Below are 16,409 nucleotides of genomic sequence, written 5' to 3'. Positions count from 1 at the left end.
AATGGAAAGTGGAGATTTGAGAATATTTCAAGCGGTTGCTCGCGAGGGTAGCATAACGAAGGCTGCTCAAGTCTTAAATTATGTCCAGTCAAATGTGACAAACCGGATTCAGTATCTAGAAGCTCAGCTGAAAATCCCCCTATTTCGCCGATCCAATCGAGGGATGACGTTAACGCCGGCAGGTGAGAACTTACTGGCATATACAGACAAAATATTATTATTAATGGACGAGGCTGTAATAACCACACAATACTCTGAGCACCCTACTGGTCCGCTCCGTTTAGGTTCCATCGAAACAACAGCGGCTACTCATCTAACGCCCCTGCTAACCGAATATCACTTACGATATCCCGATGTTAATCTATCGCTTATAACGGGAGAAACGCATAAACTCTTACAAAAAGTGCTTGATTACCAACTAGATGGAGCCTTTGTTTATGGACCCATTGACCAGCCTGATATAGAACATGTAGTTGCTTTCGAAGAGGAGCTGGTGCTTATCTCACAACCAGGTAAGAGCGATATGCGCGAATTGCTTACAAAGCCAATGTTGTTTTTCGACGTCGGATGTACACATCGTGCCAAAGCTGAGAGTTTCCTGAATGAAAGCGGGATGAGCTCTTATAAGATTATGGAATACGGAACGTTAGATGTAATTCTAAGTGGGGTTTCCGCTGGACTCGGCGTGTCTATGCTGCCCCAATCTTCGATCTCTAAGGCCGAAGAGGCGGGAGTAATTACTTCCCACCGTCTGCCTGAAGGATATCGAGATTTGCAGGTATGGTTTGTGTATCGCCGGAACGCGGTTTTTACTAGTGCGTTGTCAAAATTAATCCAAATGATCGAAGAAATATAGCAACATACATATTGGGGTTTGATTATATTCGAGCGCAAAGCTTGTATATTAATCAAACCCTTTTCAGCTTTTTCCGATTATACTTGGTATGTCTTGTTCCCGTCTACTCACCACGAATCACTCGAAAACCTTGATCAGGACCCATACCATTCGCTTCGAACTTTCCCCGAAATGAAATCTCGTTGTTGTTAATGCCGCCGATCCACCCGCCACCCTTTACAACCCGGAAAGAACCGCTCTTACTATCTATATCTCCGTACCAGTTCCAACACCATTCCCTAACATTCCCTGACATATCGTAAAGACCTAGCTCATTAGGTTTTTTGCCACCAATAGATTTTGTTTTGTTATGGTTGTTTTCTATGATCGGCCAGTTCCAATCTCCTGATAAGAATTTGTCTCCAGCGTTTTGCCAATACCATGCTACTTCATCTGCTTTATTGCTTCCACTGTAGGTGTAACTTTTGCTCAACTGTCCTCCACCCGCAGCATATTCCCACTCTGCTTCTGTAGGCAATCGGTAACCATTAGCTCCTGCATTGAGCGTTACTGTCCATTTTAAAGTATCGTTATTACTTTTATTATTCGGATCTTTTTTATTTTTATCTATATTGTAATAAGGTTTGAGCCCCTCTTTTATACTTCTTTTATTACAGTAATCTATTACGTCATACCAGTTAACCATTTCTACTGGCAAGTTTTCGTCTTTGAATGCTGAAGGGTTGCTTCCCATTATTTCAACCCACTCTTTCTGAGTAACTTCATATTGGCCGATATAGAAATTTGATATAGTTGTACTTTTGTAGTTGGAATTTGTGTTAATGAAATTTCCACCTTTGACCAATACATAAGTATCCTTCTGTTCAGGCTTTTCTTGCGAACAAGCGCTGATAGCAACAACTATTAAAAGAGAAATTAATAGTTTTCTCATGGATATATCTCCTTTCCAACCACTGGTATGTAGTTAAGTATCATTTGCTGAATGATCTAGAATGATCTAAGGCTGCCGGTTGTGGACCGACAACCTTAGCAATGATAGTGAATACTTATAGATAACCTGTTATTACCATACTGTTACGTTTGAGCTCCCACTACTTTGATATCCTTCTGTCGCTAATACCTGGTAAGACCAACTGCTGCCCAGATTCATTCCGTAACTTTTCCAAGCATTAACGTGGTTGGCAAAAGTGATCGCGACATTGCTTCCCGTTGCTCGCTTGGATTGTCTTACACTCCAAAACTGTGTGAAGGTTGCCGTACCATCAATAGAAGGGGCGTTCGTTCTCGTAGTCGTATATATATCATATGTGCCTCCATCACTAGTCACGGTACCTTTATAGGTTCCAGTAGGTCTATAAGTGCCCCAACTATCAACGACGTAATATTCTATGAGGGAGTTTCTCGTCCACCCATAAAGAGTTAAATACCCATTGCCGGATGGTGCCCAGACGCCTGCATTGTAGTTTATTGTTCTAGATGGGGATCCAGTATTCCAACCTTTACCAACAACAAAGTTACCAGTATTTGACCATGTAACACTGTAATTCCCACCAGATCCATTAGTAGCATTTACTGTCCCGCCACCATCGGTCCAATTTTGCCAATAGTCTGTCGCTGCACTTGAGGTTGCTGCAAACAAGCTGAAACTCATTGAAGCGGCCATAATTACAGTCACGATTTTCTTGTTAAATTTAAACATAATCTACCTCCTGAAATTTTTTGTCACTACATACCTACATTCTGCTTGTCTGTATTTCTAGTAGTCGAAGCAATTTCTTGTTGGGGCAGATTCGCAACACCACTTCCTTCCATATATATTAATGTAAGCGATTACATATGGAATCTTATCATAGATCGTTTACTATTTAATCTCTTCAAATTAAAGATTTTACCCTAAAAAGTATTGTTCTTTTGGGATACCTTATTCACTGGATTTTTGTATCTGCCACAATTACAATCCAGTATTTTTTAGTAACACGTTCATATACCATGTCTTAATCAGTGGTACAACTACTGCTGGCTGCATAGCTTTTGTATGGTCCATCTGGGCTCCCGAAAGGATTTCAACATCCCAGCCTAAATCCGCCAACTGCTCCTTATTCTTTTTTAACAACCCGACGATGTCAACGGTAACGCTCCCGAAATTTTCACCGTAAACGATCGTATCATTTCCACCTGCAAAAGCTAGTTTAGGGAGACTAGGCAAATGTTGAATTCTGCGATCATCAAAGGCTGTGAGGCTATGGTATAGGGAGACAAATTGTGCTGTAACACGGGTATCTATGGTAACCTTTATATTGTCCCAATCCATTTCGTTTGGATTATCCGGTCCAGCAGGGCTTTCCACAGATTCATTTTGGTTACTCAAAGCTTGTGTATGTGTTTTATGGGTCACAACCCTCATTTCTTGATAGGGGCCATTATAGGGTGGAAAACCTCCCATTACCAAACTCTCCAAGCGATCTGTTCTTATAGCCATTTGCAATCCAATCAACGCAAGCCAGGAATAACCGTAGTAACTAAAGCTTGTAACATTCATTTCATCCGCAATGTGGAGAAGATCCTTCACAATATGATCTGCTGTTAGATTTTCCACTGGATGTTGAAATAGATGACCTTCATAATCGAAATAAAGCACTTGAAAAGTATCCGCTAGTCCTTCAACAAAATGTTTACCTAATTCGGGATCTACTCCCCACAGCTTTAAGTTTTCTGCTTCCTGATTGTACACAGATTTTTTAGCGATGGGTAACATGATGGTTGGACGATTTGGAAGCCCTGCCATACCTACTTCTATTTCTGATTGGTTTGCTAATTGTATTATCTTTTTCAATGAACTCACTCCTTTGTGTTCTATAAAAGTATCATATAACATTCATGCAATCTTTCGGTTTATCCCTTTACCTCCCTTGATATATCTGCCTAAATTCGATTTAATATTGTTGTAGCACTTGAAGGTTCAACTTTAATGTTTTGGGGCGATGATGATTATGGAAGAGATATATACACCTACACTGATAGCTAAGCAATTAAATGTGAGTACCACTACTTTAAGGAGATACGAAGATCAAGACTTAATTCCAGATGTATCAAGGACCGCCAGCAACCGCAGATGTTACACTTCCATCCATGTACAAGCTTTTATTACCATTCGCGCATTATTGCAGGGATATGAAATTCCGGTTGTGTACGATGTGATGAGGAAGATTAAAGGCCAGCAGATGGAGTCTGCTCTTTGGGCAATCAATCAAGAGCAACATAAGACCCAAGTGGAAAAAGAAAGGTTAGAGGAAGTTTTACGCATGTTTCGGGATGTTGATTTATCAAAATACAAAGATTTAACTGTAACAGATTCAATGACGATTGGTGAAGTTGCACAAATGGCAGGAGTTAATCCATCAGCTATTCGGCATTGGGAACAAGAAGGGCTAATCTCTTCGAATAGGAACAAAGATAATGGCTACAGAGTCTTCACTTTAACGGAATTAAGAAAAATTATTCTTATCAGCAGTTTAAGGAAAACTGTTTATTATATCGAGAATATGAAACAGCTTTTGAATGAAATAGAAACACATAACTACAAAAAAGTGGAGGTATCCTTTCAGCTTGCCTTACAAAAATTGAATTCTCAATTAACGAAGCAATTTTTCGCGATAGCTGAACTTACAAACTATGTTAAATTGTATAAAAGTAATGCCAAGTAACATATTGATCATAGAAAAAGGACTACCTTGCGGTAGCCCTTTCGTGCCTATTTGAACTTGATGTCAACAATCTTTCCGCTTTCCACAAAACCAATATTTCGATAAACCTTATTGGAGTCAGGATTCTTTAAATCAGCATAAAGCATGGGCACTAAATCCTCCGATAAAAGAACAGAACATAACTCTGCTACTAGTGCACTTGCATAACCTTTTTTCCGGCAAGACGGAGGTGTGTATACCGCATTTAATCTGGAATATCTTGCCGACCGATGTGCAATGTACGCCATCGATACAGGTTTATCGTCTACAAACCATAAATACAAGTCACCTGTCTCAATCATCCTCTTGGCATCTAGAATTTTAGTTTCTGGGTTCACCGTAATCCCATAAGCCCCCTCTGAGAAACCCGCCAAAAATTCTGCTACAATGGCCACATTTTTTCTCGTTGCTTGTTGCATTATGCCCTTTACGTTCAAAGGTTTCTTTGGATCTGTACAGAAATAAGATTCTATAGTCATCGTGGACTCATATTGAAGATTATTTGCCTGAGAATACAGCTGTGCAAAACGTTCTGTTGTTTTTGGTTCTCCAGATACTCCCGATAATGTTGTCCCTTTAAGGAATTCTATAAGTTCTTCGTAGAGAACGATCTTCTTATCCTCGGCAATCTCCTTAGAACTCCAAAGCCATGCGTTATGTCCCGTTGACTGGGCATAGATCATTGTTTCACCAGAATCTTTTAAGCATCTAGAACTCTTCGACTCGCAAATAAGGTGAATCAGGTTGTATTGAACCTCATCAGCAATAAACATATCCTGGCTTAGTATGCGATCGGAAACATTGATTGTTTGGAACATCGTTACTCCTCCTTATTTATTTATATGAACGCAAAAAACTCCGTCCCATTAGGGACGGAGTAGATTCCGCGTTACCACCCTGATTAGTGTATTCGTGAATACACCCTCTCTGCCATCGTCCAACAACGATGCTTCTTTGTAACGGCAGAATCCCGGGCCCGCCTACTATGATTTCGGGAGCCAGCTCTGAGGCGATTGTTCGATTCGGGTGTCCACTGCCTCGCACCAACCGGCAGTTCTCTGATCGACATATCCGGATTTACTTGTCCTCTTCGTCGCATTTGATTGCAATGTAATTAGATACAATATAAAGTAATAGGGATTTTATGTCAATAATATATTATTGTTCATTGCGAAAAAACACTAAACACCAAATTGTCTTAAATGATGGTCTAGATGTTTATAAATCCCTTTACCCCATTGCTCCGGAGTGAATTTTCCGAAAAAAGGATGTGGATGGGATGAACATTTTTCCGGACCGTTACTTTGAAAAATTAAAATCTTTTGTTTCAGTATTTCTTTTTCTTTCCCAAAATCTCTGTCATCTAAAATAAGTATGGTCGGAATTGTTGACATATTGTGTGGTACCGGCTTGTCATTGTAAAAAATAGATTTTACAAACCTTCCTATTAATATTCCTAGCCAATGTCTTGGGGGAAAGGAACTTCCGATTGCGATGTCTTGAAACGCTGAACAGTGAGCCAACATTTGAGCAACATTCATCTTTCCCCATTGTGGTTTAGAATTTGGACTTAAATTCTCGATACGGCTCAGTATTTCTGCGGTATGTAATTTGTTGTATATATTTTCCATAAACACACTCCCCATTTCGATTTTCTGTTTTTTTCAAAAGTTAGCATGAAATTGTCAATAGAGTCTGCTATCTTATCCCATTGCTCTGGTACAAGTACAAGTTTAGTTATTAGATGCTGGTTCCACTCAGGATATTGTTCGTAGATAGCACCCAATATTTCTGCACCAGCTGGAGTAAGTTCAACCAGCTGGACGAAAATCTTCTTGGGCTATTATATTCATCGTTGCAACATTACAATTCGACAGCTACTACCAATCTAATCTTCGCCCTTCTCTATCATTCTATCCTTTATTCACTATCATGTCCGCTAACGTAACAAAGTTACCCATAATGCAGGTAGCTCGTCGTCTTAACTCGTTATTTAACTATCGTTTCCTGTTATCTTAATATTTTACGGAGAAATTTAATCCACTTCGGCTCGTATGCTTCGCTAATTGGAATCCCTGTATAATAACAATGATAAGGGTCCATTTCCCATATCTTTAAAAGCCCCTCGGAAACTTCATACTTAAATATGGGAGAGCTTTTGTCCGCCCTAATATAATACCTATTGCATGCAACACAGTACAAAATCTGCGATTCATCGGAGAAATATGAATAAATATTAAGCTCAGTGTTACAGGCTTCGCATCGACGTATTCGATTGCGGTTTAGCCAATCAATAAATAGTTTCAGATTATCATCTCCTCCGTAAAACAAGGAATATCCTTCGCAAACTAACGTGTCCCGTAATTTCAACAACCTACGGATTTCTGCAATACAGAAATACTTTCCTTTAGGAACGCCCTGTTCTTTTCAATCCCTCTATTTTTACACCAGACAACAGCACTAAAAGCATCGTAAAAATTATAAAAGGGTAGTATTGTTTCCAAATCCATTAGAGGACGAATTGTTGAATATCCCTTTTTATACGAAATTCTACTTTGAGGATTCACTTCCCAAACATATCGGTTAATTTTTGTGAAATCAATTTCAGAGGATCCACCCCGTGCACTCTCAAAATCAATAATTCCAACAACCATATTATTATTTGTTAGTATATTACCTTGTCGAAAATCCATATGAACAACACACGGGCCATCAGGAGGAGGTAAAACTGAGAAAGAACCCTCAAAGTAATTAATACATTTTTCGAAAAGTCCTCTCTCAAGGACTTCCTTGCAAGGTTCTATAAATTTTTCAAAGCTATTTCTTATATAAAGTCTCCAATTGTTCTGATTAGAAAATTGAAAACCGTCTAATCCTTCCACACCATATCCCGGCATTTTAACTTCATGCAGGTTTGCGTGAAGTAACCCAATTTGAAATGCTAATTCATCGTTAATAGCACCTGTACATGGTATACCTTTAATCTCAGATAAAAGTAATGCACCAGAGATTAAGTCATCCCCACTCCAGAAGTCTAACACTTTTGGAACCGGTAATACCTCTCTCAACATTTCAAGCATACGATATTCGCGATATAGCTTATCCCTGTTATAAGGGATCTTCGCATACACCGTTTCTCCATTAGTAAGATTCAGCTTGTATACTTGTGAACTAAAGGACTCAGGAACATTATCTATACTTAATACATTAAGGTTAAATCTTTTTATGATCGTTTCTACTAAGTTCAACTCGCACCTCACATGTTATGAATGAAATAGTAATTAGTTCAGCTATCTTTTTCTTAATTTTATTTGAACTATCCTAACCGTTAGTGCAATAAGATTACACTTAGCTCTTTTTCTTTCTTGCTCTCAGGTAAATGACTGAAATCACTACTAGTACTATTGCAATTACGATATACAAATCAGTATCCTGCTCAAACATTAACCACATCTTGTATTCTATGTGTACTTGCTGTTTGGGTCGAAGTCCTTCACCGAATAGTTCTGTTGCTTGGTTAAGGTTATTCATTTCAATGGTTGAACTGCATGGACTACTGCTTGTTACGCCATCCACTTCGCTTATGTATATTAAGTATTTATTACCTTTCTTAAAATCAAAACCCCAAGTGTAGTCTGTTCCCACAATAATTTGAGAGTCAACTTCAGTATTCCAACTTCGTTCAACATCCACTAATATATATCTGATTTTCTCTTTTGGCCCCGCAAATCCTTCTTGTTTCAAATCAACCTTTATTTGTTTTACTTCACCATAAATAGCTCCACCGTAGACCTCTAGGGCTTCTTGGGGACTTCCTATCTCGACACAGGATAAAGCTTTAGCATCTTGTCCATTTGCAATAAAGAACGCGAATGTGAATAAACATATTAACGTGATTAAACGAAGATTCAATTTACCACCTGCTCTTATGATTTTATTTCATAACATCTTTATTGACTTTATTAATAGGTGAAATGTTGCACTAATTTTCCAGTTCCTTCAATGCAATAGGGAGTACACCTAGATGGTATGCTCCCTATTTGGGTGAGAATAGTATTCTGTTAGCCATGCATGCAACGCAAGCGCCGCACCTCAGGTGATAGAAGCTAATGAATTCTTCCAAGGAGCTGAAAGCTTTGAAGAAGTATTACCCAAGGAGTTAATTCAACTTTAATCCCTAATTCATTTACAGTTAGATGTTGAACTGAGTTTTTATTAAACTAACGCACCTGTTAGCTCAATAGCAAAGATGTGCAACTCCTTATTTCTCCCAAAGCTCGATCAGTCGACCTTCTGGGTCTTCAATCCAAATAAACTTTCCAAATTCACTAATCTCTATTTTCTTTGCAAGAGGTACACCAATCTGTTCAAAATGCTTAATCGTCTCGTTTAGATCATGCACTTGGAAATTTAACATCACTTGTTGTTCTGTTGGAAAATAACTATCATCCTCGGTAAAGAAAGAAAAGATAGTCTCATTTCCCACTTGAGGTTTTATCACAGTCCCATTCCAATTCTCTATGTCAAGCTTCAACACCTCACTGTACCACTTTTTTGTAGCTTCAAGATTCTTAGTTCTCCAGAATATTCCTCCGAAACCTTTAATCATCGTATCTACACTCCTGTCTGCATTAAATTATCTAATAATATACCCTTTAGGATTAAGGAGAATCCACCGTTAACCTCCAGTCATTACATCGAATGGTAGTGCCAACGGGGTATTCAACATCATATTCACCAATAAACGAGAAGCCAAGCTTAAGACAAATGACAATAGAAGCATGAGTGAAGTCTATCGGACTCCAGAGTCGCTATTAGCCATAATTCGGCTCATTTGAGAACCTATCGGACTCTATAGTCGCTATTGGCTCGAAAATCCCTCATATCGCGCATATTTGGAACGAATAACGCCTCTGGGGTCCGAAACACTTCTTAAAAGACAAAATTCAGCCAAATAGCTGCAACTGAGTCCGATCGCTCATGGTGAAGAGAGAGCGTGGGAGTGTGGGAATACAAAACGCATAACAAGCAGCATAGTCGCACATCCGGTATCACAGACGTCAAACAAACAGCATAGTCGCACATCAAGTAATACAAACGCCCAACAGCAAAGCACCAATCAAGTATTGAAGTATCTGTGTGTTCGAGGATTCGAGTACTCAAGTGTTCAAGGAGTTACATCATGCTTCTTCCATTTGGGGATCATTCCTCCTAACCCCACGCAGTGTCCGTTGCTCATTACTTCTCCTTCTTATGTAAATAATCTTCATTTTAGATTCTAGATTAGAATTATTTGCTATAATGTTCTCATGAAAAATAAAACTATTCTAAACAAATTAGCTATCATTCTACTTTTTATAAGCATTCTCTTTGGCCTACGCTGCATTTGGTTGAGTATATTTAAGGTTTCCAACACTGTACCTGTGATTAACAATGGTGTACTGGATTTACGCGGCCAGGATCTGGAGCAGTCTAACTTATTCAGGCTGGATGGTGAATGGAGCTTCTATCCTTCGCAATTCGTAACGTCCAAGGATATTTCAACTTTACCAGAACCTTCCCTCCCGCTTCAAGTTCCCGGAGACTGGAGCCGCGCGATAGGAACGGATGACCCTTCTTCGTACGGTTTTGGTACGTATCGTCTGCGAATTTTGGTAGAACCCCTTCAGCAGCCTGTAGCATTGTGGATCAAACAAATCTATACTGCATCCAGCGTAGAAATTAACGGTAGCCTATTGCTCAATAATGGGACAATATCTCTTGATGCCGATACTTATGTGCCCAAAACCACCTCATATAAAGTATCCTATTTCACAAAAAACACAACAGTAATTGATGTGTTTATTAGTGTAGCAAACTTTGATCTACCCTATAAGGGGGGGATTGGAGGGCCTGTTTATTTTGGTTCTCAGGAAAAAGTTGACCGTACATACTTTTATACCGTAGGTTTTCAAATGTTAACAGCAATCATCCTGTTATTGCATGGGCTCTATGCCTGCATTCTTTATTTATTTAATCCTAAAGAACGTGCTTTGTTTCTTGTAGGGTTAATGACATTATCCGTAGCTGTTATCATTTTAGCCCGTAATGACAACTTACTTCTTGCAATAGTGCCGATTAATTATACCTGGTCATTAAAGATCCGTTTGCTTGCTTTTTTGTGGCAAAATCTTTTTATTCTTCTTGTTTTTAGAAAATTCACCTCAGTTGCCAAAATCAATAAGGGGTTACGTGCATACGTAGTGAGTCTTGGTCTTTATTCTGTTTTTATACTTACCGTCCCAGCTTATTGGGTCAGCACATCCATTCATTTGGGAATCATTCAAGTATTCCAGTATATTCCCTTCATTTGGTTGCTCTATAGCTTAGGGCGCTTATTGTTCAAAAAGCAAGATGATAAAGATGTTGTTTTTCTGCTGTTATCAGGTGCGGCGATCGTTTCTAATTTGTTATGGAATTTGTGGGATAGTAACGGACACTATTCAATTGTCTATTATCCTTTGGATATTATCGCAGCCATCGTGGGCTTCTCAGCATATTGGTTTAAAAAGTATTTTCAAAATGCTAAAGAGAACATGGAACTGAATGAGCAGCTGAAAAAAGCAGACAAACTTAAGGACCAGTTTCTCGCTAACACCTCACATGAGCTGCGCACACCGCTTCACGGAATCATGAATATCGCACAAAATATTGTCACAAAGGAAAAGGACAGACTTTACGAAAGTAGCCGTCAAGATATGGAGCTGCTGATTACAATCAGCCGCCGTATGTCTCATATGCTTGGTGATCTACTGGATGTGGTCCGTCTTCAGGAGCATCGTGTTATTTTACAACAGGAACCTATTTCGGTTCAATCGGTAGTTCCCGGTGTGATTAGTATGCTTCAATATATGATTGAAGGTAAGCCAGTACAGCTATCTATGGATATCCCGGAAGCTATGCCGCCAGTTCTTGCGGACGAGAAAAGACTGGTGCAGGTTTTATTAAATCTGGTGCACAACGCGCTCAAATACACCGAAGCAGGACTTGTAGCTGTTAAGGGTGAGGAACAGGACGGACAGGTTCTTATCTATGTGACAGATACCGGAGTGGGCATGACTGAAGAGACTATGGCAAGGATATTTCTACCCTATGAGCAAGGCCCTCACGGAATAAATGACGGGCGTGGAATTGGGCTGGGATTAAGCATATGCCGGCAGCTGGTAGAACTGCATGGAAGCAGCCTACGCATTCAATCAGAGCTTGGTAAAGGTTCAACTTTTAGTTTCACACTCTCTCTTGCCGATTCTTACAGCGAACAGATAATAAGACAGACGGAACCTACAGTTTCGTATATGGCAGATGAGATTCATAGACAGATGACTGAGTGGGGAATTTCCGAACATCAGCCAAGTAATCACTCTGAAAAAATTCCACCGCTTTTTACAGAGATTAAGGTAAATATTCTGGTGGTAGATGATGATCCTGTCAATCTGAATGTACTAAAGGGTATTCTTGAAACCGAACCTTATATCATAACTACCGTGAACTCAGCCCATGAAGCATTGGAATTGTTGGATAAAAGGAACTGGGACTTACTTATTGGCGATGTTATGATGCCACAGATGTCGGGATACGAATTAACACAGAAGGTTCGTACTAGCTACTCCTTATATGAGCTTCCAATTCTATTGCTTACTGCCCGTAGTCAGCCTGAGGATATTTATACTGGATTTTTGTCCGGTGCCAATGATTATGTCACAAAACCTGTGGACGCAGTGGAGCTTAAATATCGTATTCGGGCTTTAACTGCAATGAAGTTATCCTTCAATGAACGGGTGCGGATAGAAGCAGCATATCTACAAGCACAGATACAACCACATTTTTTATTCAATACGTTAAACTCTATTGCCGCACTCAGTGATTTGGATACTAAAAAAATGCAGGAGCTCATTGGTGCGTTTACTTCTTTCTTAAGAATCAGTTTTGACTTTTTAAATGTCGGAGAGCTCGTGAACCTCTCCCATGAACTGGAATTGGTAGAATCTTATCTGTATATTGAACAGACTCGATTTGCAGAAAGGATATCTGTTGTCTGGAAGATAGATCCGAATATTGATATCCTAATCCCTCCTCTATCCATCCAACCGTTGGTAGAAAATGCTGTTAAGCACGGTATACTTAAGCGCCAACAGGGTGGAACTGTTCAAATACGAATTATCCGTCTGCACAAGGCTGTAAAGATTGAAGTGGAGGATGATGGGCAAGGCATGGATTCCGGAACACTCTCTTTACTGCTGAAGCCATTGATGGAAGGCAAAGGTGGCATCGGGCTGGCCAACACCCATCGGAGGTTAAGTCAATTATATGGTCAAGGTCTCTCGATCCAGAGTAAGCCTGGAGAAGGCACCTTGGTATCCTTTGTTGTACCAGAGGACAGTGATAACTTTTCAAGCAAAAAAGCCGCTCCATAAGGAGTGGCTTTTTTGTATCGTTATCTATATCCTTTTAGAGTACGCAAAAAAAATAGTCGGCACCATTCCCCCATCCATGCGAATTGGAGAACCTTTAAATGCAGAGGCATAAGGACTGCATACAAATGCTGCTAGTCTGCCTATTTCAAAAGGTTTAATAAATCGTTGTATTTCAGATTGAGGAAGATTTGTAGTCATGAATTTTCTTTCTTTTTCTGAAAAAGTCATATCCTCATTGGAGTATATCCCATCAATAATTTGATGCACATTTTCAGATAGTGTTGGTCCTGGCATGATCGTATTGACTGTAACTTCAGTTCCTATCGTTAACTTAGATAAGCTTTTTGACAATGATAATAACATTGATTTGGTCATTGCATATTGAGGCATTTGGCCTGAAGGCATAATGGCTTCTTCACTAGCAATAAAGAGAATTCGGCCATAATCTTTTTGTAACATTTTAGGTAAATAGAATTTTGTTAATCCATTCGCAGCAAGGACATTAGTACGGATGTATTTTTCAAATATTTCGTCGTTAACGTCCTCATATTTCATAATTTCATAGATACCCATATTATTAACTAAAACATCTATATTAGGGTATTTTTCGAATAAGGCTTCTCTTTGCGCAATATCCACAATATCCGCTGTAGCATTTTGTGGAGAGGTAGCCGGGAAATTCGACTTTATTTCATTTACAGTCTGTTCTACCTGATCATAATTCCGTCCATTAATTAGTACATTAACTCCTTCTTTAGCGAGTTCAATGGCGATTGCTTTACCAATACCTTTTGTTGATCCTGTAATTAAAGCTGTTTTATTATTTAATCCCATATCCATATTACATTTCTCCTTTTATCCCGGCGTGCTGAGTAGTTGTCATTTTAAGAACAGTCCTGTGTGCCGGCTAGGATTATATTATCGTACCGGGGTTGTTCAGTAACTAGCGGATTGCGCCAAAGTTCTTGTTTAACACGCCAATGATAAAACTCTGAAAATACTGTCTTTATGAAGAGGGTATCGTGTTTAAACCTAAATGTTCATTACGCCAATTTGAAGGAGTATCACCTTCCCAAAGACGAAAGGCACGGTAGAACGAGTTCTGGTCTTCATATCCAATCAAGAAAGCCACTTCTTTAATATCAAGCGAAGGATCTGCCAGATACTCTCGTGCTTGCTCATGTCTAGCTTGTGTCAGCAATTGCTTGAAGCTTGTGTTTTCTTCAGTAAGCCTGCGTTGCAAGGTACGGTCACTCATACTTAATACCTTCGCAACAGCTTGAATGTCAGGGCGTCCTCCGCTGAAGCTGCGTTTCATGATCCATTTGACCCTCTCGGTTATAGAGCGTGTGCCCTTCTGTTCAGCAAGCGTCCGGTCCAAAACGGGAGTCAGAATCTCCAGCAACTCTTCGTTGTACGAGATAAAAGGATGATTCAAATCATTTCGACGCAACGTCAAACGATTATATTGAGCATCTATCTGAATTCGGCAACCGAAATAAGCTTCAAGAATCTTTACATTTCCTATAGGCTGTGAAAACTCGACAAGCTGTGCTGTCAAAGGTAGACCTGTGCCTCGCCGTCCGAGTTCTAGAAGAAATGCCAAAGTGAGGCCGAGCAGCAGCGGTGGACCAGAATGCCCGGGATGCTGCCATTCCAATTCGATTGTACATAGCTCGCCTTCCTCGGTAATACGCAAGCTTTCAGGAGGGCACATTTGTTTGTATCGTACCATTCGGTTAAGAGCATCGCGATAGTCCTTAGCATGGTATGTTGCTAAAACCGTCGGCGGATATTGTGTGGTTTCAAAGACGGTTGCAAGCTTAATGATTCCTTCGGCAGTATCCCCAATGAGATCGTTATATGCCTGCCAGACTGCGAAATATTGAGCAGTGGTGACTTCTGACTCTCTGAGATGGCTAAGTGGAAGATTTGCTTTGCTGGCTACATCTTGTGCAGTTATCCCTAATTGACTTAATCCAGCCCAAAATCCTGGTGGGATTTTAATTTGATCAGAGGTATGAGACTTCATACATATGGACCTCCTTTATTAAGAACTCCAGCACGCTTGGGCAAGCAGTTCGAACGAATGCAATCGTTTCTCATAATCTGGAATCATGGTAACGATAATGAATTCATTAACTCCATACAAAAGAGATAACCGTTCCAACTTACCTTTAACACTTTCCGGAGTACCTACCAGCAGCTTGCGTTCCAAGGGCTCAGACTTCGCTTCGGCAGAACCTTCTTGTTGGAATAATGCCGTACCAGATGAGGCCAATCGCTCTGCCTCTTCCTCAGTCTCGGCGCAAATGACGCCAACAGCAACCATGGCCCGCGGTTCAGGAGAAAGTGAAGAAGGAGTAAATGTTTCACGGTAAGCTTGCAAAACCTCCTCCCCTGCTACATCGCTCATGAACTGGCCGAACACATAACCTGCTCCAAACTCGGCAGCATATGCCGCGCTTTTCTTGTTTGTACCCAGCAGCCATAGCTCTGGAGATACGGGTGGGACCGGCCGGGCGGTTATTGAACGTCCTTCATAGGAATAGTTGCCCTGTAATAATTCAGTGACTCCTTTAAGCAGTTCTGGCATTTTCCAAACATTTTCGAGAAAATTTCCACTCAGTGCTAAACTTACTTCAGCAGTACCGCCGGGAGCTCTGCCTAATCCAAGGTCGATGCGTCCCGGGTACAAACTGGCCAGCAAATGAAATGCTTCCACCACTTTTAGCGGCTTATAATGTGGCAGCAATAAAGCGCCTGAGCCAAGGCGAATGTGTGCTGTTTTCGCTCCAATATGCGATAAAAGCACCTCCGTAGAGGTACATGCTAATCCCGGCATATCATGATGTTCAGCAACCCAATAACGAGAATACCCCAGTCTTTCTGCTGTCTGAGCCAGCTTCACTGCTTGTCCCAATGCGGTACTAGCATCCACAGTATTAAAGACAGGTACGAGATCTAATACACTAAGCTTAATGGATGTTGTTGTCATGGTTAAGTCCTACTCGAGGGTTTCGGTAAAATTCGATCATATCGATAAAAATAAGCTTGTAATCAACTGCAACCGCGGCCAGATCATACATTCGGCCATGGCCGTCTTCTTTGGAGGCAAAAACAACATCGTGCCGCAGCTTATCCATAATCATTTTGCCGATGAACTGATGCTCGTATTCCGCGTACTTCTTTTTGAAAGCTTCATTAAACTCCCACAGCTCTTGGTAAGACCGCTCTAGCATTGCGTTTACCAAAGTCAGCTCATTGCCCTCTTTTTGTACAGCTACGTAATAATTTCCGCGATCATCCTTGATCAAATCCTTATATAACTCAACATTCAAAGTTAACGTCTCCTCT

At 40.2% G+C, this 16,409-nt stretch carries 15 protein-coding genes and 1 other annotated feature; of the genes, 3 read left to right on the top strand and 12 right to left on the bottom strand.

The features are described 5' to 3' along the window. Nucleotide 1 precedes the first annotated feature (1 nt). Nucleotides 2-856: a LysR family transcriptional regulator gene (locus PODO_RS14765; RefSeq protein ID WP_038574483.1), complete on the top strand. Its 855-nt coding sequence runs from the start codon at nucleotides 2-4 to the stop codon at nucleotides 854-856. Nucleotides 857-959: 103 nt separating this feature from the next. Here PODO_RS14765 and PODO_RS14760 read toward each other — a convergent pair whose 3' ends face one another. The 3 genes from PODO_RS14760 to PODO_RS14750 all read right to left on the bottom strand — a co-directional run bounded on the left by PODO_RS14760 (nucleotide 960) and on the right by PODO_RS14750 (nucleotide 3,731). After that, nucleotides 960-1,787 (bottom strand): formylglycine-generating enzyme family protein, encoded by an 828-nt coding sequence (locus PODO_RS14760; protein WP_038571105.1) that lies wholly within the window; start codon nucleotides 1,785-1,787, stop codon nucleotides 960-962. A 132-nt stretch (nucleotides 1,788-1,919) separates the two neighbouring features. After that, entirely contained in the window at nucleotides 1,920-2,555 is a 636-nt protein-coding gene (locus tag PODO_RS14755) for a glycoside hydrolase family 11 protein (protein WP_036677315.1), read from the bottom strand. Between the two features lie 252 nt (nucleotides 2,556-2,807). After that, entirely contained in the window at nucleotides 2,808-3,731 is a 924-nt protein-coding gene (locus tag PODO_RS14750) for an alpha/beta fold hydrolase (RefSeq protein ID WP_244886493.1), read from the bottom strand. Nucleotides 3,732-3,846: 115 nt separating this feature from the next. Between PODO_RS14750 and PODO_RS14745 the strand changes: the two genes are divergently transcribed. Beyond that, nucleotides 3,847-4,560, top strand: coding sequence for a MerR family DNA-binding transcriptional regulator (locus tag PODO_RS14745; protein ID WP_038571099.1), 714 nt, complete (start codon nucleotides 3,847-3,849; stop codon nucleotides 4,558-4,560). Nucleotides 4,561-4,607: 47 nt separating this feature from the next. On the opposite strand, the gene PODO_RS14740 is transcribed toward PODO_RS14745, so the two are convergent. The 5 genes from PODO_RS14740 to PODO_RS14720 all read right to left on the bottom strand — a co-directional run bounded on the left by PODO_RS14740 (nucleotide 4,608) and on the right by PODO_RS14720 (nucleotide 9,208). Then, entirely contained in the window at nucleotides 4,608-5,417 is an 810-nt protein-coding gene (locus PODO_RS14740; protein WP_038571095.1) for a GNAT family N-acetyltransferase, read from the bottom strand. Nucleotides 5,418-5,464: 47 nt separating this feature from the next. Further along, nucleotides 5,465-5,702: a binding site (T-box leader), on the bottom strand. 78 nt (nucleotides 5,703-5,780) lie between these two features. Continuing rightward, a complete protein-coding gene (locus PODO_RS14735; RefSeq protein ID WP_038571092.1) occupies nucleotides 5,781-6,230 on the bottom strand; it encodes a DUF1569 domain-containing protein in 450 nt (149 codons plus the stop codon). 735 nt (nucleotides 6,231-6,965) lie between these two features. Next, entirely contained in the window at nucleotides 6,966-7,847 is an 882-nt protein-coding gene (locus PODO_RS14730; RefSeq protein ID WP_038571089.1) for a phosphotransferase, read from the bottom strand. Nucleotides 7,848-7,947: 100 nt separating this feature from the next. Continuing rightward, nucleotides 7,948-8,511, bottom strand: a complete 564-nt coding sequence (locus tag PODO_RS14725) for a hypothetical protein (RefSeq protein WP_038571086.1) — start codon at nucleotides 8,509-8,511, stop codon at nucleotides 7,948-7,950. A gap of 349 nt (nucleotides 8,512-8,860) precedes the next feature. Further along, complete coding sequence (locus PODO_RS14720; protein ID WP_036677331.1) at nucleotides 8,861-9,208, bottom strand: VOC family protein; 348 nt, start codon at nucleotides 9,206-9,208, stop codon at nucleotides 8,861-8,863. 781 nt (nucleotides 9,209-9,989) lie between these two features. Between PODO_RS14720 and PODO_RS14715 the strand changes: the two genes are divergently transcribed. After that, the gene (locus tag PODO_RS14715; RefSeq protein ID WP_342342257.1) at nucleotides 9,990-13,052 is read left to right on the top strand and encodes an ATP-binding response regulator; all 3,063 of its coding nucleotides are present in this window, start codon (nucleotides 9,990-9,992) and stop codon (nucleotides 13,050-13,052) included. Nucleotides 13,053-13,076: 24 nt separating this feature from the next. Here PODO_RS14715 and PODO_RS14710 read toward each other — a convergent pair whose 3' ends face one another. The 4 genes from PODO_RS14710 to PODO_RS14695 all read right to left on the bottom strand — a co-directional run bounded on the left by PODO_RS14710 (nucleotide 13,077) and on the right by PODO_RS14695 (nucleotide 16,393). Beyond that, nucleotides 13,077-13,892: an SDR family NAD(P)-dependent oxidoreductase gene (locus tag PODO_RS14710; RefSeq protein WP_038571078.1), complete on the bottom strand. Its 816-nt coding sequence runs from the start codon at nucleotides 13,890-13,892 to the stop codon at nucleotides 13,077-13,079. A gap of 166 nt (nucleotides 13,893-14,058) precedes the next feature. Beyond that, nucleotides 14,059-15,084: an AraC family transcriptional regulator gene (locus PODO_RS14705; RefSeq protein WP_038571075.1), complete on the bottom strand. Its 1,026-nt coding sequence runs from the start codon at nucleotides 15,082-15,084 to the stop codon at nucleotides 14,059-14,061. An 18-nt stretch (nucleotides 15,085-15,102) separates the two neighbouring features. Beyond that, a complete protein-coding gene (locus PODO_RS14700; protein WP_038571071.1) occupies nucleotides 15,103-16,050 on the bottom strand; it encodes an LLM class flavin-dependent oxidoreductase in 948 nt (315 codons plus the stop codon). After that, nucleotides 16,031-16,393 carry a hypothetical protein gene (locus PODO_RS14695; protein WP_038571068.1) on the bottom strand — a complete coding sequence of 121 codons (363 nt, stop codon included), beginning with the start codon at nucleotides 16,391-16,393 and terminating at the stop codon, nucleotides 16,031-16,033. The genes PODO_RS14700 and PODO_RS14695 overlap by 20 nt, the downstream gene beginning before the upstream one ends. Between the last annotated feature and the right edge of the window lie 16 nt (nucleotides 16,394-16,409).

This window comes from Paenibacillus odorifer, from assembly GCF_000758725.1.
GTDB lineage: Bacteria > Bacillota > Bacilli > Paenibacillales > Paenibacillaceae > Paenibacillus_AQ > Paenibacillus_AQ odorifer.
Note: the sequence above shows the minus strand (reverse complement) of the source record. Positions and strands in the feature narration are given on the sequence as shown.